The organism is Streptomyces sp. enrichment culture (genome assembly GCF_964272855.1).
Classification (GTDB): domain Bacteria; phylum Actinomycetota; class Actinomycetes; order Streptomycetales; family Streptomycetaceae; genus Streptomyces.
Genome location: NZ_OZ186847.1, coordinates 2,082,807 through 2,108,083 on the forward strand (window position 1 = coordinate 2,082,807; position 25,277 = coordinate 2,108,083).

At 72.7% G+C, this 25,277-nt stretch carries 23 protein-coding genes; 12 read left to right on the forward strand and 11 right to left on the reverse strand.

What is annotated here, in order from left to right; genetic code table 11:
- Nucleotides 1-65: 65 nt before the first annotated feature.
- The gene (locus ACSU6L_RS08990; RefSeq protein WP_437055289.1) at nt 66-272 is read left to right on the forward strand and encodes a hypothetical protein; all 207 of its coding nucleotides are present in this window, start codon (nt 66-68) and stop codon (nt 270-272) included.
- 18 nt (nt 273-290) lie between these two features.
- On the opposite strand, the gene ACSU6L_RS08995 is transcribed toward ACSU6L_RS08990, so the two are convergent.
- From ACSU6L_RS08995 to ACSU6L_RS09015, 5 genes are all read right to left on the reverse strand, one after another.
- Complete coding sequence (locus ACSU6L_RS08995; RefSeq protein WP_437055291.1) at nt 291-761, reverse strand: DUF6099 family protein; 471 nt, start codon at nt 759-761, stop codon at nt 291-293.
- Between the two features lie 170 nt (nt 762-931).
- Complete coding sequence (locus ACSU6L_RS09000) at nt 932-1,291, reverse strand: nucleotide pyrophosphohydrolase (protein WP_437055293.1); 360 nt, start codon at nt 1,289-1,291, stop codon at nt 932-934.
- Nucleotides 1,288-2,475, reverse strand: coding sequence for an AAA family ATPase (locus ACSU6L_RS09005; RefSeq protein ID WP_437055295.1), 1,188 nt, complete (start codon nt 2,473-2,475; stop codon nt 1,288-1,290). The genes ACSU6L_RS09000 and ACSU6L_RS09005 overlap by 4 nt, the downstream gene beginning before the upstream one ends.
- Before the next feature lie 87 nt (nt 2,476-2,562).
- Nucleotides 2,563-2,958 (reverse strand): cell division protein SepF, encoded by a 396-nt coding sequence (locus tag ACSU6L_RS09010; protein WP_365515185.1) that lies wholly within the window; start codon nt 2,956-2,958, stop codon nt 2,563-2,565.
- 114 nt (nt 2,959-3,072) lie between these two features.
- Nucleotides 3,073-3,231: a hypothetical protein gene (locus tag ACSU6L_RS09015; RefSeq protein ID WP_437055298.1), complete on the reverse strand. Its 159-nt coding sequence runs from the start codon at nt 3,229-3,231 to the stop codon at nt 3,073-3,075.
- A gap of 49 nt (nt 3,232-3,280) precedes the next feature.
- On the opposite strand from ACSU6L_RS09015, the gene ACSU6L_RS09020 reads away from it, so the two are divergent.
- Nucleotides 3,281-4,804 carry a hypothetical protein gene (locus ACSU6L_RS09020; protein ID WP_437055300.1) on the forward strand — a complete coding sequence of 508 codons (1,524 nt, stop codon included), beginning with the start codon at nt 3,281-3,283 and terminating at the stop codon, nt 4,802-4,804.
- A gap of 29 nt (nt 4,805-4,833) precedes the next feature.
- The gene (locus ACSU6L_RS09025) at nt 4,834-7,596 is read left to right on the forward strand and encodes a hypothetical protein (protein WP_437055302.1); all 2,763 of its coding nucleotides are present in this window, start codon (nt 4,834-4,836) and stop codon (nt 7,594-7,596) included.
- A 132-nt stretch (nt 7,597-7,728) separates the two neighbouring features.
- Here ACSU6L_RS09025 and ACSU6L_RS09030 read toward each other — a convergent pair whose 3' ends face one another.
- Together ACSU6L_RS09030 and ACSU6L_RS09035 are read right to left on the reverse strand one after the other, a co-directional pair.
- Nucleotides 7,729-8,529 (reverse strand): thioesterase II family protein, encoded by an 801-nt coding sequence (locus tag ACSU6L_RS09030; protein WP_437055304.1) that lies wholly within the window; start codon nt 8,527-8,529, stop codon nt 7,729-7,731.
- Entirely contained in the window at nt 8,526-8,969 is a 444-nt protein-coding gene (locus ACSU6L_RS09035; protein WP_073939287.1) for a type II 3-dehydroquinate dehydratase, read from the reverse strand. The genes ACSU6L_RS09030 and ACSU6L_RS09035 overlap by 4 nt, the downstream gene beginning before the upstream one ends.
- Nucleotides 8,970-9,167: 198 nt before the next feature.
- Here ACSU6L_RS09035 and ACSU6L_RS09040 point away from each other — a divergent pair, with 198 nt between their 5' ends.
- The 6 genes from ACSU6L_RS09040 to ACSU6L_RS09065 all read left to right on the forward strand — a co-directional run bounded on the left by ACSU6L_RS09040 (nt 9,168) and on the right by ACSU6L_RS09065 (nt 16,565).
- Nucleotides 9,168-10,334 carry a DegT/DnrJ/EryC1/StrS family aminotransferase gene (locus ACSU6L_RS09040; RefSeq protein WP_437055307.1) on the forward strand — a complete coding sequence of 389 codons (1,167 nt, stop codon included), beginning with the start codon at nt 9,168-9,170 and terminating at the stop codon, nt 10,332-10,334.
- Complete coding sequence (locus tag ACSU6L_RS09045; RefSeq protein WP_437055309.1) at nt 10,331-11,431, forward strand: Gfo/Idh/MocA family protein; 1,101 nt, start codon at nt 10,331-10,333, stop codon at nt 11,429-11,431. The genes ACSU6L_RS09040 and ACSU6L_RS09045 overlap by 4 nt, the downstream gene beginning before the upstream one ends.
- Before the next feature lie 47 nt (nt 11,432-11,478).
- Nucleotides 11,479-12,192, forward strand: a complete 714-nt coding sequence (locus ACSU6L_RS09050) for an HAD-IA family hydrolase (protein ID WP_437055311.1) — start codon at nt 11,479-11,481, stop codon at nt 12,190-12,192.
- Nucleotides 12,193-12,415: 223 nt separating this feature from the next.
- Nucleotides 12,416-15,160: an AAA family ATPase gene (locus ACSU6L_RS09055; RefSeq protein WP_437055313.1), complete on the forward strand. Its 2,745-nt coding sequence runs from the start codon at nt 12,416-12,418 to the stop codon at nt 15,158-15,160.
- Nucleotides 15,161-15,222: 62 nt separating this feature from the next.
- Nucleotides 15,223-15,993 carry an arylamine N-acetyltransferase family protein gene (locus ACSU6L_RS09060; protein ID WP_437055315.1) on the forward strand — a complete coding sequence of 257 codons (771 nt, stop codon included), beginning with the start codon at nt 15,223-15,225 and terminating at the stop codon, nt 15,991-15,993.
- Nucleotides 15,994-16,223: 230 nt separating this feature from the next.
- The gene (locus ACSU6L_RS09065; protein WP_437055317.1) at nt 16,224-16,565 is read left to right on the forward strand and encodes a hypothetical protein; all 342 of its coding nucleotides are present in this window, start codon (nt 16,224-16,226) and stop codon (nt 16,563-16,565) included.
- A 101-nt stretch (nt 16,566-16,666) separates the two neighbouring features.
- Here ACSU6L_RS09065 and ACSU6L_RS09070 read toward each other — a convergent pair whose 3' ends face one another.
- Nucleotides 16,667-18,148 (reverse strand): MFS transporter, encoded by a 1,482-nt coding sequence (locus tag ACSU6L_RS09070; RefSeq protein ID WP_437055319.1) that lies wholly within the window; start codon nt 18,146-18,148, stop codon nt 16,667-16,669.
- A 117-nt stretch (nt 18,149-18,265) separates the two neighbouring features.
- On the opposite strand from ACSU6L_RS09070, the gene ACSU6L_RS09075 reads away from it, so the two are divergent.
- On the forward strand, nt 18,266-18,709 hold the full coding sequence (locus tag ACSU6L_RS09075) for a winged helix-turn-helix transcriptional regulator (protein WP_437055321.1): 444 nt from the start codon (nt 18,266-18,268) through the stop codon (nt 18,707-18,709).
- A 28-nt stretch (nt 18,710-18,737) separates the two neighbouring features.
- Here the strand turns inward: ACSU6L_RS09075 and ACSU6L_RS09080 are convergent, their stop codons facing one another.
- From ACSU6L_RS09080 to ACSU6L_RS09090, 3 genes are all read right to left on the reverse strand, one after another.
- On the reverse strand, nt 18,738-20,375 hold the full coding sequence (locus tag ACSU6L_RS09080; protein WP_437055323.1) for an FAD-dependent oxidoreductase: 1,638 nt from the start codon (nt 20,373-20,375) through the stop codon (nt 18,738-18,740).
- 58 nt (nt 20,376-20,433) lie between these two features.
- Entirely contained in the window at nt 20,434-21,972 is a 1,539-nt protein-coding gene (locus ACSU6L_RS09085) for an FAD-binding oxidoreductase (RefSeq protein WP_365515153.1), read from the reverse strand.
- Nucleotides 21,973-22,175: 203 nt separating this feature from the next.
- Nucleotides 22,176-23,093: an ROK family protein gene (locus ACSU6L_RS09090; protein WP_437055326.1), complete on the reverse strand. Its 918-nt coding sequence runs from the start codon at nt 23,091-23,093 to the stop codon at nt 22,176-22,178.
- Between the two features lie 241 nt (nt 23,094-23,334).
- Between ACSU6L_RS09090 and ACSU6L_RS09095 the strand changes: the two genes are divergently transcribed.
- Nucleotides 23,335-24,156, forward strand: coding sequence for a lantibiotic dehydratase C-terminal domain-containing protein (locus ACSU6L_RS09095; protein WP_437055328.1), 822 nt, complete (start codon nt 23,335-23,337; stop codon nt 24,154-24,156).
- A 65-nt stretch (nt 24,157-24,221) separates the two neighbouring features.
- A complete protein-coding gene (locus ACSU6L_RS09100; protein WP_437055330.1) occupies nt 24,222-25,268 on the forward strand; it encodes a 3-dehydroquinate synthase family protein in 1,047 nt (348 codons plus the stop codon).
- The last annotated feature ends 9 nt before the right edge of the window (nt 25,269-25,277 follow it).

Here is a 25,277-nt window from a genome sequence, read left to right on the forward strand (position 1 = left end):
CGGCCGGTCGACGCCGGGGCGCCCCCCGTACCGGCCCCTCGGGGCCACGGGCCGAGGAGGCCGTCATGTCCGAAGAAACCGTGCCGCAGCAGGGCGGGCCCGCCCAGCCGAAGGGGCTGCTGCAGCAGATGGAGGAGCTGATGGCGGCCTTGAACGCGGACCTGTCCGCCCTGGACGCGGACCTCCAGGCGGCGGGACGGGACGGCGCGGGGTGCGAGGAGCAGGGTCCGCGGGGCGTCGAACCGCCCGTGGCGAGACCTTCCGATGTGTGACTCGGCGGGAGGCGGGCGTCAGCCCGCCTCCCGCTGGGGTATCGCCTTCTCCCGGTCCGCCAGTCTGCGCAGCAGTTCCCGCACGCGGTCCCGGGACTCGTCCGCCGCGTCGATGGCCTCCATGCACTGCCAGTACGTCGCCTCGTCGGGCGCGGCGCAGGCGATGCCGACCAGGGCGATGCCGACCTCGCCGAGCAGCCCGCCGAGGGACGTCAGCGCCCGGCGGGCGTCACCCAGTTCGGTGAGCTGGGCCGCGCGCAGTTCGTCCAGGCCGAGTTCCGGCGGGTCCAGCACTCCGCAGCCGCGGCCCGCCAGTTCCGTCAACCCCAGTGCCTCGCCGCGCAGTTCGGGCGGGCCGAAGACGGCGAGCCGGCTGCCGATCGCCTGAGCCAGCGCCTGGGCCTGCCACACCTCCGTCATGATCTGCGGCACTTCACCGCTCGCCGCAAGGGCACGCCTGCTCGTCAGGATGAGCCGCACCGCGTCCATGGGCTGCCCCCGTCTGTCCCGACGCGCCCGCGGCGCGTCCGCCCGACCTCACTGGTTCACTACCCAGAGTGAAGGCCCTTGAGACGAAAGGCCAGAGGAAGACCGAAATCTGTGGACAACGATTCGGATTCGACGGGGATTTCGACTTCGGAGAGTGATAACGGACGGTTTCACTCCGGCGCTGGGAAGCGCCGCTCGTTGCGGTCGATCTTCGCGTCCAGCGCGGCCAGCGGATCGATGCCGAGCACCTCGCACAACTGGAGCAGATAGGCGAGGACGTCGGCGACCTCGTCCCGGACCCGGTGCGCGGTGTCCGGGTCGGCCATCACCCGCGCCGACTCCTCCGGCGTCAACCACTGGAAGATCTCGACGAGTTCCGAGGCCTCGACGCTCAGCGCGGCCACCAGGTTCTTGGGGGTGTGGTACGGCTGCCAGTGGCGGGCCGCGGCGAACTCGGCCAGCCTGCGCTGGAGCCGCGCCACATCCAGCGGCTCACGGGAATCCCGGGGCTCTTGCTGCTCTCCTGTCACGGCCTCAGGTGTACCACCGTCACTCCGTCCGCCCCGGCCGCCCACGACGCGTCGCTCACCGCGCCCAGGCAGCGGATGTGCCCCACCCGCGCGGAGCGCACTGCGAGCCGCAGCAGCGCCAGCCGCTGGGGCACGTCCACCTGCCGGTCGAAGCCGTCGGTGAGCACGGTCAGCGCCCGCAGCGCGGCGGGCACCTCGCGGGGCGGGTCGACCTCCAGGACGCCGGGGCCGGTGAGCAGCACCAGCGCCAGCGCGATGTAGCGCAGTTCGCCGTCGCCGAGCCGGGCGAAGTCGGTGCGGACGCCGTCGCCCCGGTCGAGCAGGGCGCGCACGGTGCCGTGGCCGGTGGGCTCGGCCAGGACGTCCACGACCGGTCCGGCGCATCCGGCGGCCACCGCCTCGACGAACTGCGCGTGCCGCCGCCCGCACTCCGCGCGAGTGCGCCACAGCACGTCGGCGAGGTTGTCGCAGCCGTCGTGCAGCCTCCCCGGGCCGCTCGGCACGGGGGCGCGCATCCGCTCGGGCAGCGGGTCGCAGGCGAACACGGACCGCAGGGCGACCACCATCTGCTCGGCCGCCGCGAGCACACGGCGCTGCCCGTCGGTCTTGCCGGCCACCCGCAGCGGCAGCAGCGCGGTGCCGAGCCGGTCGTCGGGCAGGGGTGCCCGGGTGACGGGCGCGGCGCCGGCCGTGTGCCAGGCGGCCTGGACCGCGCGGCGGGACGGGTCGCGCAGGGCGGTCTCCAGGAGCACCACCCCGCGCGCGGTGAGCCGCTCCCCCACGACGCGCAGTTCCGGCTCGGCCTGGACGGCGACGTCGAGCCGGACCGGCCCCTCGGGCCCGTCGGCCGTGCACCCGATGCGGAAGCCGCGGCGCCGCTGGGCGTCCGGCCGGGCCCGCTCCGGGACACAGGCCCGCGGATCCCGGAAGGCCTCCCCGAGCCGCGCGCCCCCGCCGAGCCGCGCCAACGCCTCGTACGCCCGCAGCGCACTGCTCTTCCCGGACCCGCTGGGCCCGGCGAACAGTGTCACGGGACCCAGCGGGAAGCCCGCCCGCCGATGCCCGGCGAAGGCCGACAGCCGCAGCTCGGTGAGGTGGGGGCGGGGCGGGTGGGAGAACTGGTCCCCGGCGGGCGCGGCCGGGGCCGGGGCTGCTGCTGCGGGTGATGCGGACGACGCGGTCATATCGGGACCGTAGGACCTTGGTCGTCCGGCGAACCGTTCCGCTCGTCCGCCCTTCCTACGATCGGGCGACCGGGCGCGGGCTCCGGCTCAGACGCCGGGCAGGCCGGCGCCCGCCATCAGGCCCTGGACCTCGGTACCGGGCGGGGTCAGGAGGAAGACGTTGCGGTCGACGCGGTGCATACCGCTGTTGAGCCCGAAGACGACGCCGGTGCTGAAGTCGAGGACGCGCTTGGCGACCTCGGTCTCCGCGCTGGTGAGGTCGAGCAGCACGGGGATGCCCGACATCAGGGTCTCGGCGACCTCGCGGGCGTCCGCGAAGACGTTGACCCGCAGCACCACGAAGCGCCGGCGGGTCTCCGTCTCCGCCTCGGGAAGGCTGCGGTGGTTCACCGCGGACGGCCACGCGTCGCGGCCCCGGAGCGGCACGACCTGGGCGAGCCCTTCCCACTGTTCATCGGTGACGTCGTGACTGTGACGGTTCACCGGCTCCCCCCGATCTGACTCGCACTGAACGCCTGCACCAGCCAATTCTTACGCCAAGTCACCCGTTCGGCCCAACAGCGACACGGTGCGCGACAGCGCGGGCGAGGGCGGAGGTCAGCCGGTCGCGCGGGTGAGACGGAGGGCCGCGGCGACGGTGGCCGCGCCGCGCGTCACGCGGAGCCGGTCCCGGATGATCCCGAACTCCTCGCGGCCGACGGCCGATTCGGCCGCCCGCCGAGGTCGGCGCCCCTCGTTGTCAGTGGTCCCCCGCATGATGGGATGCGCAGGGCGGGCGTTCGCGGAGGGGGAAACGTTGGACAGCATGACGTCGGCCGAACTCCAGGAGACGTTCGGGCTGTCGGAGACCGCGTGGGAGCGGATCGGTTCGGATCCCGGGCTGATCGAACCGATCGACCTGAAGTACACGGACGGGGTCACGAAGTGGGACGGCCAGGCGTTCGCCCGCTGGCTCGCCCGCACCCATCCCGGACTGGCCGCCTGGGTCCCCTTGCTGCTGCGTCCTGCGAGGACGGCGGAGCACCACTACCTCGGAGGCCGCTACGCCACGTACGAGCAGGCCGGCCTGGGGCACGGCCACTTCGCCGGACTGTGGCGGACCGAGGCCGGGGTGGTGGCCGTCACCTACCCGGCCGACACTGCGTACGCGCCGAGGAGCCTGCTCGACTTCCACGAGGAGGCCGCGACCGTCGTGGTCGTCCAGCACGACTACGACCTCTACGGCCCCGCGCTCGAGGCGGTCGACCGCGCCCGCCCCGACGCCGAGTACGAGCCGAACTGGTCGGACATCGCCGCCCATATCGGCACGCGGGTCCCTTGGTGGCCGTCGGAGGTGCGCCGCCCCGAGCACATGACGGCCTGGCGGCCGGGTGACGCCCCCGCGCCCGTCGATGTCGTCACCTGGCCGTCGTGGGAGCCGCTCTACGCGCTGGCCGAGACGGAACCCGAGGGCTCGCCGGTACGCGGCGCGCTCTTCACCATCGGCCACGAGATGCGTGACCGGGCCGCCCGGTCGATGCGCCACGAGGTGGAGAACATCCTGGAGGGGCGGGGCGCGTTCAGCCCGTCGGCGACCGCGTGGGCCAAGGCGGAACGGGCGGCGATGATCCTTCCCGCCGTGCTCGGCACCGACGACCCCGGCCGCGACGAGACCGTCCCCTCCGACGCGGTCGCCCTGGGTCTGGCGGAGCTGTGCGGGCGTACCGACGACCTCGCGGTGGAGTGCCTGGAGCAGGTCAGCATGTGGAACGACGAGAACCTGCCGTTCGGCGGGGCCTTCAACGTCACCAGGACCCGGGTCACCCGCGAGGGCGCCGAGTGGATCAACCGGCTGCGTCGCGTCCCGCCGACCGCCATCCACCGGCTCCTGGCCGCGAGCGGGGACCATGTGGTCGGCACGTTCGTGGACCCGGTCACCGGGACACCCGTCGTCGCATTCAGGGGAAGATTCCGCTTCGGCGGCGACCGCGAGATCAGCTACATGGGCCGCGCGCCCCGGCGGCTGCCCGCGGGCTCCGTGATCAAGGAGGTCGTCCTCGACGACCCGATCTGGGTGCGGACCGGCAAGGGAGTGCTGTATCCCGCGCCCTCCATGGCCGCGCCCGGCCTCTCCTGGGGCTACCGGGGTTCGGGGCCCGGCACGCTCGCCCAGTGCGTGGGGCGCCTGCTCGACGACGGAGCCGCCCACGCGGTCACCTACGGCACGCAGACGCCCGAGGAGCCGGAGCTGGAGGCGTTCTTCCAGCTCAAGCACGAGACCGGCACCCGGATCTCCCGACGAGAACTCGAACGCGTCCGCGCCTCCCGCGGCGTCTCGACCAGCCCCTGAAGGGCCGCACCTCAGAAAGGCCGCACACCATGCCCCGACACCGGCGGGCCGCCCCCTGGCAGATCGGCGACCTCTTCGCGCACGAGCGGGAGGCGGCGGCCTACGAGGCCGCGGTCGACGCCTGCCTGGCCGAGCCGGCCGTGGCCCGGCGGCTGGGCAAGAGGCCGCAGGCCACCGCCGAGAACGTCCGCGCGCACATGCTGTCGGAAGCGAACGTGCGGCGGGCCCTCGAACCGTGCCGTGAGCATCATCTGCGCTTCCGCGCGGCGCTGGAGCAGTACCAGGCGGCCCGGACGCGGGTCGACTACCTGCACGATCCGCCCGCACCGGCGACCATCGCCCTCGCGCTGCTGTCCCTGATCTTCCTGGGCGCCCTCGTCACGGCACCGTGGACCGGGGTCGCGGTCGCCGCGGTCCCGCCCGTCGTACTGGGAGCGGTCGCCCGGACCCATCCGCTGTGGCGCATGCGTGTACACAACAATGTCGGCGAACTGGTGCTGCGTGCGGCCCTGTTCGTCAGGCAGCGGCAGGCGGAGCACGCGGACCGGCGCTGGCGCCGCGACCTCCAGGTGAACGGGGTGCGCCCGCTCATGCGGCGCGTGGTGGAGGCGCTGCTGGGCGACGACCACGACTCGCTGCTGCTGCCGGACAGCTACGAGGGGCTGCGCTCGCCGCGCAGCCGGCAGTACGTCGTCGGCAACGAGGCGTCACGAAGACTCGCCCGCAAGGTGGCGCAGCTGCGGGGCGGCACCATCGCCGTCAGCGGCCCGCGCGGCGCGGGCAAGTCCACCCTGCTGGAGACCTGCGCCGCGGAGGCCGACTTCTCGGTGGTGGTGCAGGCGCCCGCGACGTACTCGCCGTACGAGTTCCTGCTGTCCCTGTACATCCGGGTGTGCGAGACCTACCTGAAGGACGAGGGGCACGAGGTACCGGAGTTCGCACGGCTGTCCGCGTTCCGTCGGGTCCTGCTCCATGTCGTGCCGGCCGCCCGGCGGGTGACGCGGCATCTCCTGTTCGCCGCGTCGGCGGGTGCCCTGGTCGTTCTCGGACTGGCCGCCACCGCGCGGTCGATGGAGGACCGGTACGAGGAAACGGTAAGGGAGCGGGCACGGGACGTCTGGGGCCACCTCACCGGGACCCTGGAGGGCATCTGGGGCGGGGAGCGGGCGGGTGCCGCTCTGGCCGTGACGCTGACCGGAGTGCTGATCTGGCGGCTGCGCCGGTGGCCGGGCACCGACGAACTGCTGCGCAGCGTCCGGCTGCTGACGGGCGGCGTCGGCGGAGTCGCCCTCGTCCTCGTCGCCCCCGTCTCCCTCTTCCTCGACACGGACATCCGGCGGAACGCCCGCGTCCTGGTCACCGAGTCCTTCGGGGCGCTGGGCGTGCTGCTCCTGGTGTCGCTGCTCACTCTGTCCCTGGCGGCGCTCAAGGGGCAGGACGTCGGTCTGTGGCCGGGCTCCGGATTCCCGGTCACCGACCGCGTTCTGAAAACGGCCCTGGGGCTGCTTCTCGTCGTCGTGGCGGTCCTGCTCCACCAGACCCCGGCGCTGTACGCTCTGGCGGCCGACGACGACAACGCCTTCCGTGTCGCGTGTGTCCTGCTCGGTGTCCTGATGGCCAGGGCCGGGGCGTGGAACGCCCCGCAGCCGGAACCGCGGCTCGTGCGGGAGTGCCGCAATCAGCTCTACCGCCTCCAGACCGTGCAGACCACCTCCGCCGCCGTGACCGCGGGCCCGCCCCAGTTGCTGAGCGCCTACACGTCCTCGCTGTCCACCGTGCCGCCCAACATGCCGGAGCTGGTGGCCGACTTCCGCGAGCTGCTGGCCGACATCGCGCAGGAGCGGTTCGCCCGCGACGGCCGTGTCGTCATCGCCATCGACGAGGTGGACCGGCTGGGTTCGGACGCGCAGGCGCTGGAATTCCTGGGAGAGATCAAGGCGATCCTGGGTGTGCCGGGCGTGCACTACCTCATCTCGGTGGCCGAGGACGTCGGCGCCTCGTTCGTCCGGCGCGGTCTGCCGCACCGTGGGGTGACCGACAGCTCCCTCGACGACATCGTGCACGTCCAGCCGTGCACGCTCTCGGAGTCCGTGGAGCTGCTGCAGCGGCGGGCGCCAGGGCTCTCGGAGCCGTACAGCCTGCTGGCGCACGCGCTGTCGGGCGGACTTCCGCGCGATCTGATGCGGTACGGGCTGCGCATCATGGAGATCGAGGACAAGACCCGGTTCGTCGAGCTCACCGACATCTCCCGCCAGATGATCCTGGAGGAGCTGTCCGAGACCATGGCGGGCTTCCGCACCCTGCTGGGCAAGCACGAGTGGACCCCGGAGACGAGCGCCACCCTCCTGTCCTTCCGCAGCCTCATGGGGCATCTGCGGTACCTGTGCCCGTGCCCCTCCCCCGAACTGCAGAAGGCGCTGCAGCACGTCGCCTTCTACGACCTCGAGGAGCAGTTGGGCACCGACGCGGCGGCCAACGTCCCGGAGGCCACCCGGCTGCTGATCGACGAGGCCTCGGCGTACGTCCTGTTCTCGCTGACCCTGCTGGACGTGTTCGGCCGCCCCGACTTCGCTCGGCGCAGGGAGGCGGCACGGCGGCACGGGCCGGACGGCGATCCGGAGATGCTGGCCCAGGCTCGTCAGGAGCTGGAGCTCTCGCCCTACAGCGCGCGTCCCCTGATCACCGCGGTCAGGACGGCCTGGGGTGTGGCGTCCCGGCCGGCGGCGGGCACTGTCACGACGATCCCCGCGGCACGCAGATCGCCCTGCGCCCTGCACGCGCAGCCGGTGTGACGCCGGACGCCGGTCAGTCCGTCGTGGTGGTGCGCACACGTGCGGGGCGGGCCCGGCGTTGTCGCCGGGTCCGCCCCGTTCGGTGCCCACGGGTGTGCTCCGCCCCTCATCCGCGGCCCGCGGGTCCGGCTCTCACCCCCGTCCGTCCGGGCCGCCGGCGACCGAGCGGATGAGGTCCAGGACCTCGGGGATGTGCTCGGTGAGGTAGAAGTGGCCGCCCGTGAAGGTGTGCAGGGCGAAGTCGGTGGTGTGCCGGGCCCAGGCGGTGGCCTCCTCCGGGGTGACCTGGGGGTCGGCGTCACCGGTGAGGACGGTGACGGGGGTGCGCAGCGGCGGGCGGGGCGGGTGGCGGTAGGTCTCGATCGCCTCGTAGTCGCTGCGGATCGACGGCAGGATCATCGCGCGCAGCTCGGGGTCCTCGAGGAACGCCCGTTCCACGCCGCCCAGCAACCGGAGTTCGTCCACCACGCCCTCGTCGGGGCGGAGATGGACGGACTCGTCGCGGTACCGGGAGGGGGCGCGCCGCGCGGAGGCGATCAGCGCCCGGGGGGCGCTGCCCGCCGCTTCCAGCCGGGCGGTGACCTCGTAGCCGAGCAGGGCGCCCATGCTGTGCCCGAACAGGACGAGCGGGCGGTCGGTCCAGGGCGCCAGGGCCTCGGTGACGAGGTCGGCCAGCCGGTCGAGCCGGGTGACGCCGGGTTCGTGCCGGCGGTCCTGGCGGCCGGGGTACTGGACGGCCAGGACGTCGATCTCGGGGGCCAGTGCCCGGGCGACCGGGTGGTAGAACGCGGCCGAACCGCCCGCGTGCGGCAGGCAGACCAGCCGTACCGGCGCCTCGGGGGCCGGCTGGAACCGGCGGATCCAGTCCTCGGGGTCCACCGACGGGGGGCCGCCCGCGGACGGGCGGCCCTGCGTCTGGACGGTGCCGGTCATCGGACCTCGACCGGCGTCTTCGCCATCAGCGCACGGGCCGCCAGCCGGTAGCCGTCGGCGCCCAGTCCGGCGATGAATCCCGACGCGATCGGAGCGATCACGGATTCATGCCGGAAGGATTCCCGTGCCCAGATATTGGAAATGTGCACCTCGATCCACGGGCGCGGGTAATTCGCCAGCGCGTCGCGCAGACTCCAGCCCGCGATCATCAGGGCCCCGGGATTCACAATGGCCCCTACCGTGTCATAGCTTTCCTGAATGGCTCGTACCAGCTCTCCTTCCACGTCGTGCTGTACCTGCTTGACTTTCCAGCCCCGCTCCGCGATCTCTTCCGAGATCGAATCGGCGATGTCGGCCAGGGTCTCCGTGCCGTAGATCTCGGGCTCCCGGTGTCCGAGTATGCCCAGGTTCGGCCCGTTCAGCAGTAGCAGTTCGCTCATCTCGCCTCCAAGGTGACTCCACCAATGAAAAGGCTATTGCACGCTTGTGGAGCCTTTAATTGAGGCGGCTGCAACGACCGCATTCCCAGGGTGGGTTAGGGGTCCCAGTAGGGGGATGACTGAGCCTGCATTCAGGCCCTACATTCGCTTTCGACAGCGGGTACGGACCCAGCAGGACCACAAGGAGCGGAAAAGAAAATGACCCAGGATTCCCGGCCCAAGCCGAACTTTCCCGTGTGGCCCCAGTACGGGGACGAGGAACGCGTCGGCCTGATACGTGCTCTGGAGCAGGGCCAGTGGTGGCGCATGGGCGGCAGCGAGGTGGACACCTTCGAGGAGGAGTTCGGCGCCTACCACGGCACCCCGCACGCCCTGGCCGTCACCAACGGCACGCACGCCCTGGAACTGGCCCTCCAGGTGCTCGGCGTGGGCCCGGGCACCGAGGTCATCGTGCCCGCGTTCACCTTCATCTCCTCGTCCCAGGCGGCCCAGCGGCTCGGTGCCGTGGCCGTGCCGGTGGACATCGACCCGGGCACCTTCAACATCGACCCGACCGCCGCCGCCAACGCCATCACCCCGCGCACCGCCGCGATCATGCCGGTCCACATGGCCGGCCAGATCTGCGACATGGACGCGCTGGGCAAGATCTCCGCGGACAGCGGTGTGCCGCTGATCCAGGACGCCGCGCACGGGCACGGCGCCGAGTGGGACGGCAAGAAGGTCGGCGAGCTGGGCGCGGTCGCCGCGTTCAGCTTCCAGAACGGCAAGCTGATGACAGCCGGCGAGGGCGGCCTGGTCACGTTCGAGGACGCCGAGCAGCGCGAGACCGCGTTCCTGCGGCACAGCTGTGGCCGCCCCAGCACGGACCGGCTGTACTACCACAAGACCTCCGGCTCCAACTTCCGGATGAACGAGTTCTCGGCGAGCGTGCTGCGCGCCCAGCTGGGCCGGCTCGCCGGGCAGATCGACACCCGTGAGCGCAACTGGCCGGTGCTGTCGCGCCTGCTGAGCGAGATCGACGGGGTGCAGCCGCAGGTCATCGACGAGCGCGTCACCCGCAACCCGCACTACATGGCGATGTTCCGGGTGCCGGGCCTGAGCGCCGAGCGCCGCAACCGGCTGGTCGACGCCCTGATCGAGCGCGGCCTGCCGGCCTTCGCCGCCTTCCGCGCGATCTACCGCTCCGACGGCTTCTGGGAGTACGCCGCCCCGGAGGAGTCGCTGGAGTCGATCGCCGCGCGCTGCCCCAACACCGAGGCGGTGTACGCGGACACGATCTGGCTGCACCACCGCACCCTGCTCGCCGAGGAGGAGCAGATGCACGTGATCGCGGACATCGTCGCCGAGACCCTGGCCACGCTGTGACGCCCCCCGTCCGAGTGGCCGTGGTGGGGCTCGGCTGGGCGGGCCGGGAGATCTGGCTCTCCCGGCTGGCCCGCCACCCCCGGTACCGGGTGACCGCCGTCGTGGACCCCTCCCCCGCGGCCCAGGAGGCCGCGGCGGCGGCCGGGCCCGACGTGCGGGTGCTCACCGACGTCGAGGAGCTGACCGCGCGGATCGCGGACCTCGCCGTGGTGGCCGTACCGAACCATCTGCACACGCCCGTCGCGGCCGGGCTGCTGCGCCGTGGCGTGCCGGTCTTCCTGGAGAAGCCGGTCTGCCTCAGCTCGGCCGAGGCCGAGGAGCTGGCCGAGGCGGAGCGGCTGGGCGGGGCGGTGCTGCTGGCCGGCAGCGCGGCCCGGCACCGCGCGGACGTGGCGGCGCTGGCCGCCGCGGTGGACCGCGAGGTGGGCGAGGTACGGCACATCGAGGTCGCGTGGGTCCGGGCCAAGGGCGTCCCGGACACCGGCGGCTGGTTCACCCGCAGCAGCCTGGCCGGCGGCGGGGCGCTGGTCGACCTGGGCTGGCACCTGCTGGACACGGTCGGCTCGCTGCTCGGGCCGGTCGGCTACGAGCAGGCCCTGGGCACCGTCTCCGGCGACTTCATCAACGCCGCCTCGCACGGTACCGCCTGGCGGCGGCAGCAGGAGCCGGTCGCGGCGGGCGGCGGGGACGTCGAGGACACCGCGCGCGGTTTCCTCGTCACGTCCGACGGCGTCTCGGTGGCGCTGCGCGCCAGCTGGGCCTCGCACGAGGCGCTGGACACCACCACGATCCGGGTGGAGGGCAGCGCGGGCACGGTGTCGCTGCGCTGCACCTTCGGGTTCAGCCCCAACCGGGCGGGCGGCTCCGAGCTGCTGCTCACCCGGGCGGGCACGACCGAGCCGGTGCCGTTCCCCGAGGAGCCCATCGGCGCGGAGTACGACCGTCAGCTCGACGGCCTGCCGGACCTGCTCGCCGATCCCGCGCAGCGGGGACGGGCCGTCGCCGACGCGGCGCGGACCATCGCCGTCATCGAACGCCTCTACGGCACCGCCCACCGGGCCCGGTCCGCGGCGCGGCCGGTCGCCGCGGCGGTCTGACCCCGTATCACGAGCAGCATGCGTCCACATTCATCAGGGAGATCCCCGTGAACACTGGTACCGCCTTGTCCTCCGGAACCGTCACCGGCACACCCACCGGCCCGTTCCAGCAGCCCAAGAGTGTCGTCGTCTTCGATCTCGACGGTGTGATCGTGGACAGCTTCCCCGTGATGCGGGAGGCGTTCACGATCGCCTACGCGGAAGTCGTCGGGGACGGACAGGCGCCGTTCGACGAGTACGAGCGCCACCTGGGCCGATATTTTCCGGACATCATGAAGATCATGGGGCTGCCGCTGGAGATGGAGCAGCCGTTCGTGAGGGAGAGCTACCGGCTCGCCGACCGGGTGCCGATGTTCGACGGCGTCCCCGGCATGCTCGCGGAACTCCGCCGGCGCGGCTTCCGTACCGCGATCGCCACCGGCAAGGCCGGCGACCGGGCCCGGCACCTGCTGGACAAGCTCGGCGTCATCCACTTCTTCGACCATGTCATCGGCTCCGACGAGGTTGCCCGCGCCAAGCCGGCGCCCGACATCGTGCGGCACGCGCTGGAGCTGCTCGGCGCCCGCCCCGAGGACGCGCTGATGGTCGGCGACGCGGTCACCGACATCCAGGCGGCGCGCGGCGCGGGGGTCGACGCGGTGGCGGCACTGTGGGGCGAGTGCGACGCGGTGGAACTCCTGGGCGCGGCCCCCGACGCGACCCTGTTCCGCCCGTCCGACCTGCTGGCGCTGTGCCCGGCGGTGGCGGAGGTGGTCGGCTGAACGATCGACGACGTACGAGGTCCACGGCGGTCCCCGCCGACCACCCGCGCCCGGCCGGTGCTTCCCCCACACCGGCCGGGCGCCTTCGCGCGTTCACACGTTCGCACGCCCTCGTGTTCGTACGTCCTCCCGTTCGAGTGGATAGGCGATTCCCGGCCGATGGCGCACTTCCGCGGATAGTGGAACGCGCCGCGAAGCGGCAACCATCAATGGGGGATCAGCCATGCTTGTCGAACGTGAGGAACATCTGGAACGGCTGCTCCGCGTCCAGGAAGCCGCGCTCGCCGGAAGAGGGCGGATGGTCCTGGTCGACGGCCCGTCCGCCACCGGGAAGACCGAACTGCTGCACGCCGTCGCGGACCGTGCGGAAGCCGCCGGATTCCGGCTGCTGCACGCCATCTGCGCACGGCCCGAACGCACCCACGCCCTCGGCGTGATGCACCAGCTGTGCCGCTACGCCGGCATCCCCGGCTATGGCACTCCCGGCGGCCCCGGCACCGACGCGCAGTCCGCCGACGATCTGTGCGCCGCGCTGCTGGAACGTTCCGCCGAGGTACCTCTCCTCATCGCCGTGGACGACGTCCAGCACGCCGACGAACCGTCCCTGCGGCTTCTTCTCCACCTCTCCCGCCGACTGCGCTCCGCCCGGATCGTCGTCCTGCTCACCGACAACACCGACGTGCCGTCGGTCAACCTCCAGCTGCGCGCCGAGCTGCTGCGCGAGACCGGACTCACCCGGCTGCGCGTCGGACCGCTCGGCGAAGCCGGGATCACCGCCTTCCTCACCCCGCGCCTCGGCCCCGAGACCGCGCGGCGCCTCACCCCGTACTTCACCGCCGCCACCGGCGGGAACCCGCTGCTGCTCGGCGCCCTCGCCGACGACTGGGAGGGCTCCGACGGCGACGAGGGCGCCGGCCACTCCTACAGCCTGGCGCTGCTCAGCTGCCTGCACCGCGGCGACGAGGCCGCGCTCGCGCTGGCCCGCGCCCGCGCCGTACTGGACACCGAGGCGGACGACGACACCCTCGCCGCACTGGCGGGAGCACCCGTCGAGACGACCGCGCGGGCGATGGCCGCGTGCGGACTGCTCTGCGAGGACGGCCGGTTCCGCCACCCCGCGGTGCGGCAGGCCGTCCTCGACGACCTCTCCCCGCGTGAACTGTCCGCCCTGCACCGGCGGGCCGCCCGGCTGCTCTACGACTCCGGCGCGCAGCCCGGCCGGGTGGCCCGGCATCTGCTGGAGTCGGGCCGCGCCGACGAACCCTGGGCGGTCCGGGTCCTCGTCGAGGCCGCCGACCACCATCTGCTCGCCGACCGGCCCGGCCCGGCCGCCGCCTGCCTGGACCTCGCCCAGCGCTCCAGCGGGGACCTGGCCGAACGGGCCGAGATCCTCGCCCGGCTCGCCCACACCGAGTTCCAGGCCGACCCGGCCGCCGCCGCCCGGCATCTGCCGCAGCTCGTCACGGCCGACCGGGCCGGACGCCTGTGCTTCCCCGAATCCGCCCTGCTCGTACGGCAGTTGCTGTGGCACGGGCGCACGGAGGAGGCCGTGGACGCGCTGGAACGCATCCGCAGCGGCCCCGCCGGGCGCGCCGACGCCTCCGGCGAGGTCGCCGACCTGGAGCAGTGGCTGTCCTGGGCGCACCCGCCCCTGGCCCGCCCGGCCCGCCCCACCGTCCCCGGACCGCGCCGCGCCGGCACCGGCCGCGCGGGCGAGGGCGCGGTGGTGGCGATGCTGCGCAGCGAACCGTGGCTGGGCCGGACCGCCGCGCTCGCCGGACAGCTGGTCCGCGACCACCCGGAGGCGGTGGAACGGGCCGAACAGGGCCTGTGGGACCTGCGGCTGAGCCGGTCCGCGTACTGGTCCGAGGAGGCCGCCGTCCTCGCGCTGCTCACCCTGCTGCACGGCGACCGCTCCGACAGCGCCGCCGAGTGGTGCGAGCGGCTGGCCGTGGACGCCGCCGAGCGGGCCACCCCGACCTGGCAGGCGGTGTTCCTCGCCGTCCGCGCCGAGGTCGCGGTCCGCCAGGGCGACCACGCCACGGCCGTCGAACGGGCGCAGAGCGCCCTGCGGTCGCTGCCGGCGAAGGCGTGGGGCGTGGCCATCGGACTGCCCCTGTCCAGCCTGATCGTGGCGACGACCCGGATGGGGCGGTACGACGAGGCGCTGCGCCACCTCTCGCAGGCGGTGCCGGCGACGATGTACGAGAGCTGGTACGGCCTGCCCTTCCTCCAGGCGCGCGGCGTCCACCACCTGGCCACGAACCACCACCGCGCCGCCCTCGGCGACTTCCTGTCCTGCGGGGAGCTCCAGCGCACCTGGGGCATCCAGGCGCTCGGCCCGGTGCCGTGGCGGGCCGGGGCGGCCGAGGCGTGCATCCGGCTCGGCAACACCGACCGGGCCAAGCAGCTCATCCACGAGCAGCTGACCCGGCCCGGCGCGAGCGGCGGCCGCACCCGGGGCATCGCGCTGCGCCTGTACGCCGCGACCTGCGCGCCCGGCCGCGGGCTCCAGCTGCTCACCGAGGCGCTGGAGCTGCTGGAGTCGGCCGGGGACCGGTTCGAACAGGCCCGGGTCCTCGCGGACATGAGCCGGCTGTACAACGCGCTGGGCGAGCAGCGCCGGGCCCGCATGCTGTTCCGGCAGAGCCTGCACGTCGCGAAGGCCTGCGAGGCGCGGCCGCTCACCCAGGAACTGCTGGCCGGTTCGGAGGGCACCGCGTCGGCGGTGGTCACGGAACCGGCCCCCGAACACCACCGGACCCGGATCGACGAGCTGACCGGCTCCGAGATGCGGGTCGCGTCCCTCGCGGTGATGGGTTACACCAACCGGGAGATCGCGGCGAAGCTCTTCGTCACGCCGAGCACGGTGGAGCAGCACCTGACGCGGGTGTACCGGAAGTTGAAGATCCAGCGCCGCCAGGACCTGCCGTCGGACCTGTGGCCGAACGCGTCCAAGGCCGGCTGACCCCTCTCCACTCCCTCTCCCTCGCCCCTCTCTCAACCGATACCGAAATCCAAGGAGGCACCGTGTTCGACGCAGACGCCTATCTCAAGAAACTGGGCTACTCCGGTCCCCTCGAACCCACCCCGGAACTGCTGCGCACCCTGCACAAACTGCACCTGATGCGGGTGCCGTTCGACAACGCGCTGAACGCCGGGCGCGGCCTGGACATCTGGGAGTACGTCGACATCGACGTCGACGAGACGTTCGACGCGATCGTCACCGGGGGCCGCGGCGGGGTCTGCCACGAGATCAGCGGCCTGTTCCGCAACCTGCTGGGCCGGCTCGGCTTCGACGTGGCCATCATGTCGGCCGGGGTGCGGATGGCGAACGGCGAGTTCGGCCCCGAGCTGGAGCACATGTTCCACGCCGTGCGGTTCGGCGAGGAGCGGTGGCTCGTGGACGTCGGCTTCGCCGGCCCGTCGTTCATCGAGCCGCTGCGGCTGGCGGAGGGCGTGCAGGAGCAGTACGGCTGCGCGTACCGCCTCGACCGGGACGGCGACTGGTGGATCCTCAACCGCCGTGCGGCCGAGGGCGCGTGGGAGGTCATCTACCGCTTCCACGACGTCGTCCGGGACCTGTCCGAGTGGCGCGGCGAGCCGAGCCTGCGGGAGTACGCGCGCGAGCTGAACTCCGCGGTGACCCTCATCAAGGGCCGCGCCCTGGAGAACGGCCAGCTCACCCTGATCGGCAAGCGCATGATCAAGGTCGTGGACGGCAAGCAGGAGATCCGCGTCCTGGTGAAGCCGGCGGACTACGAGAACGCCGTCCAGACCATCCTCGTCCCGGAGTCCTGAGCACGGCCTCGCTCCGGCCCCTCCGATCGACTCCAATCGACTCCCCCATTGACGGTGCCCCACCCGGTTCGGCCGGGTGGGGCACCGTCATGCGTCGGCCGGCCGGGACGGCGTGCCGTGCGGAGGTGCGAACCCTGCTGTCAGGGCTCATGCTGGAAACAGCACATGAACACTGCGTACGCCGCGCACCGCTTGTGCGTGCCAACTCTTTGATCCCGGAGGACGCGGTCATGATCGCACTCGTCGAGATCAGCGGCGGCCACGGCTCGTCGGCGACGAAGGTCGCCATCAGGTACCGCTCCTACATTCCCTGGGCCGATCCGTGGGACAGGATCTCTCCCGAACCGGCTTCCTTCCCGGCCGCCGGAACGTGGGCGTTCGGCAGGCAAGCCCCACCTGGCTGGGACCTGGACCTGCAGACCGATGCCGAGGGGAAGGTCGCGACCCTGTTCTCCTTCGACAAGTTCGATCGCCTCAAAGTCGGCTTGCGGGGGCAAGGTGGGTTCTACGCCGCGGGCTACAGGATCCCGGCACACACAATCTTCGAATGGCACGTCCTGGAACTCAGCTGAGAAGTGCTGACGGCGGCCTGCACCGGAAACAACAAGAGGCCCGCCGCCGACGTCGGGGGAGGCGTCGGCGGCGGGCCGGGGGGAGGGGGGATGGGTCAGGGTTACGCGGAGTGGGCCGTCTCCCGCTCGGGGGCTTCGGTGGCCGTGTCCGCGGCCGCTGGCTCCTGCTCCGCGGCCTTCTGCGACTTGATGCGGAAGGCCAGGAAGGCGCCGGCGACGGCGGCGATACCGCCGACCAGGGCGGACAGCTGGAGGCCGTCGACCACGTCGGCGATCGGGTTGGACGCGCCCTCGCTCAGGTCGAGGCCGGAGTTGGCGACGGCGATGAGGAGGGCCATGCCGACCGCGCCGCCGATCTGGGCGGAGGTCTGGGTGAGGCCGGAGGCGACACCCTGCTCGTCGGGGGCGGCGTCGGAGCCGGCCGCCATGAACATCGCCGGGTAGATCATGCCGGCGAACAGACCCCACAGCAGGACGCCGGGGAGCAGCGGCCAGAAGCTGGCGTTGGTGGACATCGTCAGCGACAGGACGATCATCGCGGCACCGACGCCGATCAGGCCGGAGAACAGCGCCCCGCGGACACCCCAGCGCTTGACGACGGCCGGCAGCAGCTTGCTGGAGCCGAGCATGGCGACCGCGCTCATCGGCAGGAAGGCGAGACCGGCCTCCAGCGGGCTGTAGCCGAGGACGTCCTGGAGCTGGATGAAGAACAGGTAGTGCAGGGTGTTGATGGCGCCCTGGAAGACGAAGATGATCAGGATCGCGGTGAGCAGCCCGCGGTAGCCGAACAGCCGCGGCGGGGCGAGCGGGTCGTTGGTCTTGGCCTCCAGGACGAAGAACGCGATGCCGAGGACGAGGCCGGCGGCGATCGTGGTGAGCGTCTGGGTGGAGCCCCAGCCCGCCTCCGGGCCGTCGATCAGGCCGAAGACCAGCAGGGTGGAGGCGGCGGTGGCGAGCAGCGCGCCCGGGATGTCGAACTTGCGGGAGTCACCGGCGGTGGCGTCCGTCGCGAGCCAGGCGTAGCAGCCGAAGATGGCGAGCACGCACAGCGGCACGTTGACGAAGAACACCCAGGCCCAGCCGAGGTAGTTGGTGAGCAGGCCGCCGACGAGGGAGCCGATGATGGCGCCCGAGGCACCGGCCGTGCCCCACACCGCGTACGCCTTGTTGCGGACCGGGCCCTCCTCGAAGCTGGTGTTGATCAGCGAGAGGGTGGCCGGGAAGAGCAGGGCGCCGCCGAGGCCCTGGACGACGCGCGCGGCGACGAGCAGGCCCGGGTCGGTGGCGAGACCGCCGGCGACCGAGGCGATCGCGTACAGGGCGAGGGCGAGGACCAGCATCCGGCGGGCGCCGAGCCGGTCGACCGCGCGGCCGCCGAGCAGCAGGGCGCCGCCGAGGCCGACGGAGTAGGCGCTGACGACCCACTGGAGGGACTGCGCGGAGAAGCCGACCTCACGGCCGATCTCGGGCAGCGCCACGTACACGATGTTGTAGTCGATGGAGAAGATGAGCATGCAGAACGCCAGCAGTGCCATCTTCGGCCCCGGCCGTCCTCCGGGCCGGGCAAGAGCTTCGGCAGACATGTGCCATTTTTCCTTTCTGCGGGGGGTTATCTAAGTCCCTGTTCGTGAGCCCGGGTTACGGCTTGTTACTGGACTCATCATCTGTAACGATGAGCCGACAGGGAAGGAGGCACTTTCATGTCCCAACGGAACAGCGGTGTAACCGTCGAGGTCAGCCCGGAGACGGAGTTCGAGAACGTCGGGGAACCGTGTGCCGTGCGCGAGGTGCTGGACCGCATCAGCGGCAAGTGGAGCATCCAGATCATCCTCGCGGCGGCCGAGAAGCCGGTCCGCTTCACCGAGCTCGAACGTTCCATCCCCGGTATCAGCCGCCGGATGCTCACCCTGACGCTGCGCAGCCTGGAACGCGACGGTCTGCTGGTGCGCACCGTCTACCCCACCGTCCCGGCGAAGGTCGTCTACAGCGTGACCGACAGCGCCCGCGAACTGCACGACGCCTTCCTCACGTTGATGGACTGGGCGGAGCGCAACCGCAGCGCGATCAGCGCCTCCCGCGCCGCATACGACGCGGCGCAGGTGGCGGAGCAGGATCAGGGAGAGCCGGCGGGCGGTCCGGCCTGAGCCGGAGGCCGCCCGCGTCCGGCGGCTGTCAGCCCGCATCGCCCGGAGCCTCGTCGGGCACCACGCGGAGCAGGGTCGGGTCGTCGGCGTCCGGGGTGGCGGTGAAGCCGGCCGCACCGATGGCCTCGGCGTAGCGGTCCAGTTCGCCGGCCGCGATCAGGTCGCCGTCCAGGCAGGCGACGAGGATCGGCTCGCCGCCCTCGACGGCGAAGCCGGTCTGCCGGTCGCCGAACTCGCGGCAGCCCGCCTCGCGCAGTGCGGCGCGGATCCGCTCGGCGTCCCGGTCGTACGTCGTCCACAGCGGGCGCCCGTGGCCGCCGTACCCGAACTCGGGCTCGGCGCCCTCGGGGGCGTGCCGGGCGGCGCGGACCGCCTCGGCGATCACCGACGGCGCCCACAGGGCCATCGGCGGCTCCAGCAGGTGCTGCACCGCGAGGACCAGCTTGCGGACCTCGCCGGAGACCTGCGCGGCCAGCTGCACCTGGGTGGAGTAGCGGCCGAACAGCTCGGCGGCGGAGGGCCGTTGACCGGCCGTCTCCGGGTAGTCGAAGTCGCCGCCGATCGCGGCCTGCCACGGCACGAACAGCACTCCCGCGGCGGCCTGGTAGAACGCCTTGGACAGGTCGGCCGTGACGCCCTCGTGCTCGTCGAGCAGCCGGCCGAGGGCCAGCGCCTCCTGGGCGGCGCAGGTCATGCCCTGCCCGTAGAGGGGGTTGAAGCTGCAGATGGAGTCGCCGAGCGCGAGGTAGCCGCTCGGGACCGACTCCAGCTGCTCGAAGTGCCGGCGGCGGTTGGCCGGGTACTGGAAGGCGACCGGTTCGGTCAGCGGCTCCGCCTGGGCGATCAGCTTGGCGATGATCGGGTCGGGCAGGCTCTCCGCGTGCCGGCGGAAGCCCTCCTCATCGGCGCTCGGGTAGTCCTTGTGCCAGCCGCCGACCGATACGAGCCAGCGGTCGCCCTCGACCAGCAGGGCGGCACCGATGCGCTTCTCGGCGGGCGGGGTGGGCTGCACGAACGCCGCCTGCACCGGCAGGTCGCCGGGCACGGCCCGGTAGAGCCGGCTGACGTAACCGACGTTGACCTTGACCTCCTCGACCCCGGGGGTGGGGAAGCCGAGCGCCGACAGCCAGCGGTCGGAGCGGCTGCCCCGGCCGGTGGAGTCCACGACCAGGTCGGCGGCGAGCCGCTCGTCACCGTCCAGCAGGACCTCGGTGACCCGGCCGTCGGTGCCGCCGAGCCCGGACACCGAGGTGTTCGGACGGACCGTCACGTTGGGCAGGGCCTCGACGCGCTGCCGGAGCGTGTACTCCAGCAGCGGCCGGGTCATCGAGACGAAGGGCTGACCGCTGTGCACCGGGTTCCAGGCGGCGCCCAGCCGGTACAGGTGCAGGTCCTCACCCGAGTCGAAGATCACCGCGCCGCGCTCGGTCAGCTCGTCCATCAGGCCGGGGAACAGCTCCCCCAGCGCCCGCTGGCCGGCGACGAGCAGCACGTGCGAGTGCTGGCCCTGGGGCACGCCGCGCCGCGGGTCGCCCGACTGCGGCAGCTCGTCCCGGTCGACGACCACGACCTGCTCGAACGCGTCGGACAACACCTTGGCCGCGGACAGGCCCGCGATGCCGGCGCCGATCACCACCGCGGTGCCGCGGCCGGTCGACTTGCTCATGATGGTTTTTCCCCTCGGTTCCGTCGGATCGGTACGTCACTGGGTACGTCGAGTCAGGTCACTGGGCGGTGCTGCCGATGCTGCGCGGGTGCTGGAAGAAGTTGTCCGGGTCGTAGCGGCGCTTGACCTGCAGCAGGCGCAGGTAGTTGTCGCCGTAGTACTGGGTGGCCCAGTCCGGGAGCCGGGAGCCGGGGAAGTTGACGTAGGCGCCGATGCCCAGCGGGTCCAGCAGGTCGGAACCCTTCTGCACGAAGGCCTCCGCCGCCGCCTCCGCGTCGGAAGCGGTCGGCTGGTCGAGCTGGGTGGTGAAGCCGACGATGAAGTTGGCGGTGCGGTGCGGGAACGCCGTGGCCGTCGGGGAGATGCGGTTGGCGTTGCCGCCGACCGACATGCAGTGCAGGAAGCGGCGCTGGCCGGCCACCCGGTCGCCGTCCCAGGCGGTGATGATGCGGTTCAGGTCGCTCGCGGAGAACGGCCGGTCGAAGAACCGGTACGCCTCGCGCAGCCAGCCGGTGCGGTGCAGCAGGGCGTCCGGGCCGGTGCCCTCGCGGTGGCACTGGTCCTGGGTGAGGTCGCCGCAGCCGTAGGCGGTCTTCATCGCCTCGTGGTACGGCAGGTCGCTGTGGAAGCGGCTGGTGGGCTGGGCGCCGACCAGGGAGGTCAGCTGGTCGAGGGCGGCGACGGCCTCGGACTCGGGACCGTGGTACCCGCCGGTGACGATGATCTCCGGGACCGCGCCGGGGGCGGCGTCGGGCAGCATGAAGATCAGGGCGGAGCCCAGGTTCACGGAGCTGTTCAGCTGCCAGGTCTGCCAGGCGGCGAACACCTCCTCGGCCTTGTCCCACGACCAGGTGGTGTTGAAGAAGACCATGGTCGGCGCGGCGATCGGGGCGACCTCGAACTCGGTGACGATGCCGAAGTTGCCGCCGCCACCGCCGCGCAGGCCCCAGAACAGGTCCGAGTACTGCGAGGACGAGGCGCGGATCAGACGGCCGTCGGCGGTGACCAGCTGGACCGAGCGGACCCGGTCGCTGCCCATGCCGAACTTGCGGGTCTGGTAGCCGATGCCGCCGCCGGAGAGGAAGCCGCCGGGGCAGACGGTCGGGCAGGTGCCCGCGATGACCTGCTTGCCGTGCGGGGCCAGGGCGTGCAGGGCGTCGATGGACTGCAGGCCCGGGCCGATCCGGACGGTGCTGCTGCCGACGGTGGCGTGGCGCAGCCGGGAGGTGTCCACGACCAGGCCCTCGCCGGTCGACCAGCCCCGGTAGTTGTGGCCGCCGCTGCGGGCGCGCACGGATATGCCGTTGGCGCGGGCGAAGTTGACACAGGCCTGGACGTCGGCGGGGGTCTCGCAGTAGGCGACGGCCGTCGGGGTGACGGCGTCGAACTCCGCGAACTGGTTCTGCTTGGCCAGGTCGTAGCCGCTGTCCGAGGGGAGGACGAGGTCGCCCTGCAGCTTGCCGGCGAGGCCGCTGAAGTCGGCGGCGCTCGCGGGGGAGGCCTGCGCCAGGGTGACGCCGCCGGCGACGGCGGCGGATGCCGTGAGCGCCAGCCCTGCTCCTGCTCCGGCCCGGAGAATCGTTCGTCTGGTGTGCACGGCACTCCTAAGGAAGTTCGTTGGGACGCAAGGGGTTTCGGAAGGCGGGCCAGGTGGGCGATCACATCCATGGCCTGAGCAGTGACCACTATCCGGGCCCCGGTCCACTGCCCGGGAATCCCGCACCCACTGGCTGTCAGGGGGGCGGGAAAGCCGCAGGACAGGAGCCCGAAATCCGTCGTTGCAGAGGGAGTTGAGGGTCGTCAGTCGACGAGTGCGGGCGCCGGCAGGGTCCGCGCCAGGTGCAGGGCGCCGTGCAGGGAGGACAGGCCGCCGAGCCGGGCGGGGCGATGCGGCGGGACCGGGTGGCCGGGGCGGGCCAGGGCGCGGGCGTGGCGTTCGACGAGGGGGGTCACGTCGGGGAACGCGTCGGCGAAGCCGCCGCCCACCACGACCGCCGCCGGGTGGAGGAGTTCGGCGGTGCCGACGACGGCGGTGGCGAGGACCGCGCACGCCTCGTCGACCGCCACCACCGCCCAGGACTCCCGGCGCCGCCAGGCCTCCCGCAGCTCGGCCGGGTCGACGGGCCCGTCCCGCAGCTCGGCCGCGCGGCGCAGGATCGCCGGGCCGGAGGCACGGGACTGGACACAGCCGACGCGCCCGCAGTCGCAGCGTCTGCCGCAGCGGTCGACGACCAGGTGCCCGATCTCGAAGGAGCCCCGCGCGGTGCCGGGGAACAGCGCGCCGCCGAGCACCGCGCCACCGCCGACACCGGTGCCGATGCCGAGGTAGAGCAGGTCGTCGTGGCCCGCGGCGCGCGCCTCGGCGAGCGCGGCGAGGTCGCCGTCGTCGGCGCAGGCCACGGCCGTGCCGGGCAGCATCCGGCGCAGTTCGGCGGCGAGGTCGAGGCCGGCCCAGGCGGGGCGGTTGGGCCAGGCGGTGACCCGGCCCGCCGTGTCGAGGGTGGCGGGCATGGCCACGCCCGCGGCGCGCAAGGGGCCGGGCCAGTGGCGCCGCACCTGCGCGAGGGTGCGGTCGAGCGCGGCCATGTCGTCGGCCACGTCGCCGTCGGCCGACCAGCGGAAGGTGGTCCGGTACGGGTCGGCGCCCGTGCCCTCCACCCGGACGGCGACCTTGGTGCCGCCGACGTCGATGCCGAGAAAACCCGTGATGCCACTCATGGCGGCGAGTGTCCGGATCGCGACCCACCGGCCGGTAACCGTGCGTCCACCGCCCGTCCAGCGCGGACCCCCGGCACCCGTGCTCTCGGGGTACCACCGCCCTGCCCTCCCCCTAACTCATCCCTATTTCCCGGCGCGGGCGGACCGGTTGGGGCCGCGGCCGGGTTAGGGCCCTCCGCGCACCTTAATCTCGGCCGGAATCCACCCCTTTCGACCCGACTCGCGCGAGGTGATTTCCGCGATGAACCGTCAATGGCTCTTCGTCCGGCTGCCCAACCCGATGCGAAGCCGTCCCGAGGAGCACACCGCCCGGGTGCTCGCCACGATGACCGCCGACCTGGTCGGCCATCTGCGCGCCGAGGACCCGCAGGCGCTGTGGCAGTTCCGCCGCCCCGGCCCCGCGGCCGGGCCCGACCTCGGGCTGTGGTTCCACTCGACGGAGCCGGTGCTGAAGGAGCTGGAGCGCCGGCTGCGCGCCCAGACCTCCGAGCACAACTGGCCGATGATCACCGGCGCGCACCTCGCGGAGACGGCCAGGTACCGCACGCCCAGGACGCTGCGGCTCGCCGACCGGCTGGCCACCGTGTCCAGCACGTTCGCGCTGGAGCTGCTGCGCGACGGCCCGCTGGACGAGGAGCAGCGGCGGTGCCTGGCTGCCGCGCATCTGTGGCGGCTGAGCGGGCTGACCGCCGAGAGCGAGCGGGCTGCGTTCCTCTTCCACTTCTGGCAGTTCGGCACCGATCTGCTGGCCCCGGCGGAGCGGGCGGAGCTGGCGGAGGAGGCGGACGCCTGGGCGCTGGCCCCGGCGTGCCGGCGGCTGCCGGGCGATGCCGGGCTGTGGGACGGATACGTCACCGCGGTGCGCGAGCTGGTCGCGGCGGGCCGGGAGGACGGGGTGCCGGTGAACTTCCTGCTCTACGACCACGTCCTGCTGACCCATGACCGGCTGGGTGTCGCGGCCCGCACCGGCGCCCGCGCGGCGCGGGCGGTGCGCACGGCGCTGGCGGCGGGGACGCCGGTCCCGGCGACGCTGGCCGGGGCGACGGCGCTGCAGTCGGCATGAGCCTCCGAAGAACCGTTTCCTCGCAGCCGTACCACCCCCTCCCCCATGAACGAAAGGACTGCTAGATGACTGTTGTCACGACCGCGGACACCCGTTCCGCACGCCGGATCGACGTAGCACTGGGCGAGCGCTCCTACCCCGTGCACATCGGTCCGGGCGTACGCCACCTGCTGGCCGGGGTCGTCGCCGGACTCGGCGCCCGGAAGGTGGCCGTGGTCTCCGCCCGGCCGCGCGACATGCTGCCGGACCCCGGCGTACCCGCGCTGCATCTGCAGGCGCGGGACGGCGAGGAGGACAAACGGCTCGCCACCGTCGACCGGATGTGCCGGGCGTTCGCCGAGTACGGGCTGACCCGCGCGGACGCGGTGGTCTCCGTCGGCGGCGGCACCACCACCGACTCGGTGGGGCTGGCGGCGTCGCTGTACCACCGCGGGCTGCCGGTGATCCATCTGCCGACGACGCTGCTGGCCCAGGTGGACGCCAGTGTCGGCGGCAAGACGGCGGTGAACCTGCCGCAGGGCAAGAACCTCGTCGGCCAGTACTGGCAGCCGACGGCGGTGCTCTGCGACACCGACTTCCTGGACACCCTCCCGGAGCGCGAGTGGCGCAACGGGTACGGGGAGATCGCCCGCGCGCACTTCATCGGCACCGGTGATCTGCGCGGGCGTCCGCTCGTCGAGCAGATCGCGGCGAGCGTGGCGTGCAAGGCGAAGATCGTCGCCGCGGACGAGCGGGACGACTCGATCCGGCACATCCTCAACTACGGGCACACCCTCGGGCACGCGCTGGAGCGGGCCACCGACTTCGCGCTGCGGCACGGCGAGGCGGTGGCGATCGGCACCGTGTTCGCGGGCCGGCTGGCCGGGGCGCTGGGACGGATCGACGAGGCGAAGGTCGCCGAACACCTGGAGGTGGTGCGGTCGTACGGGCTTCCGTACCGGTTGCCGGCCGGTCCGGCGGACGCCGAGCTGCTGGAGCTGATGCGGCTGGACAAGAAGGCGATGACCGGCCTCGCCTTCGTGCTGTCCGGCCCCGACGGGCCCGAACTGGTCGGCGGGATACCGGAGTCGCTGATCCTGGACGTGCTGGCGGGGATGCCCAGGGAGGAGTGAGCACAAAAC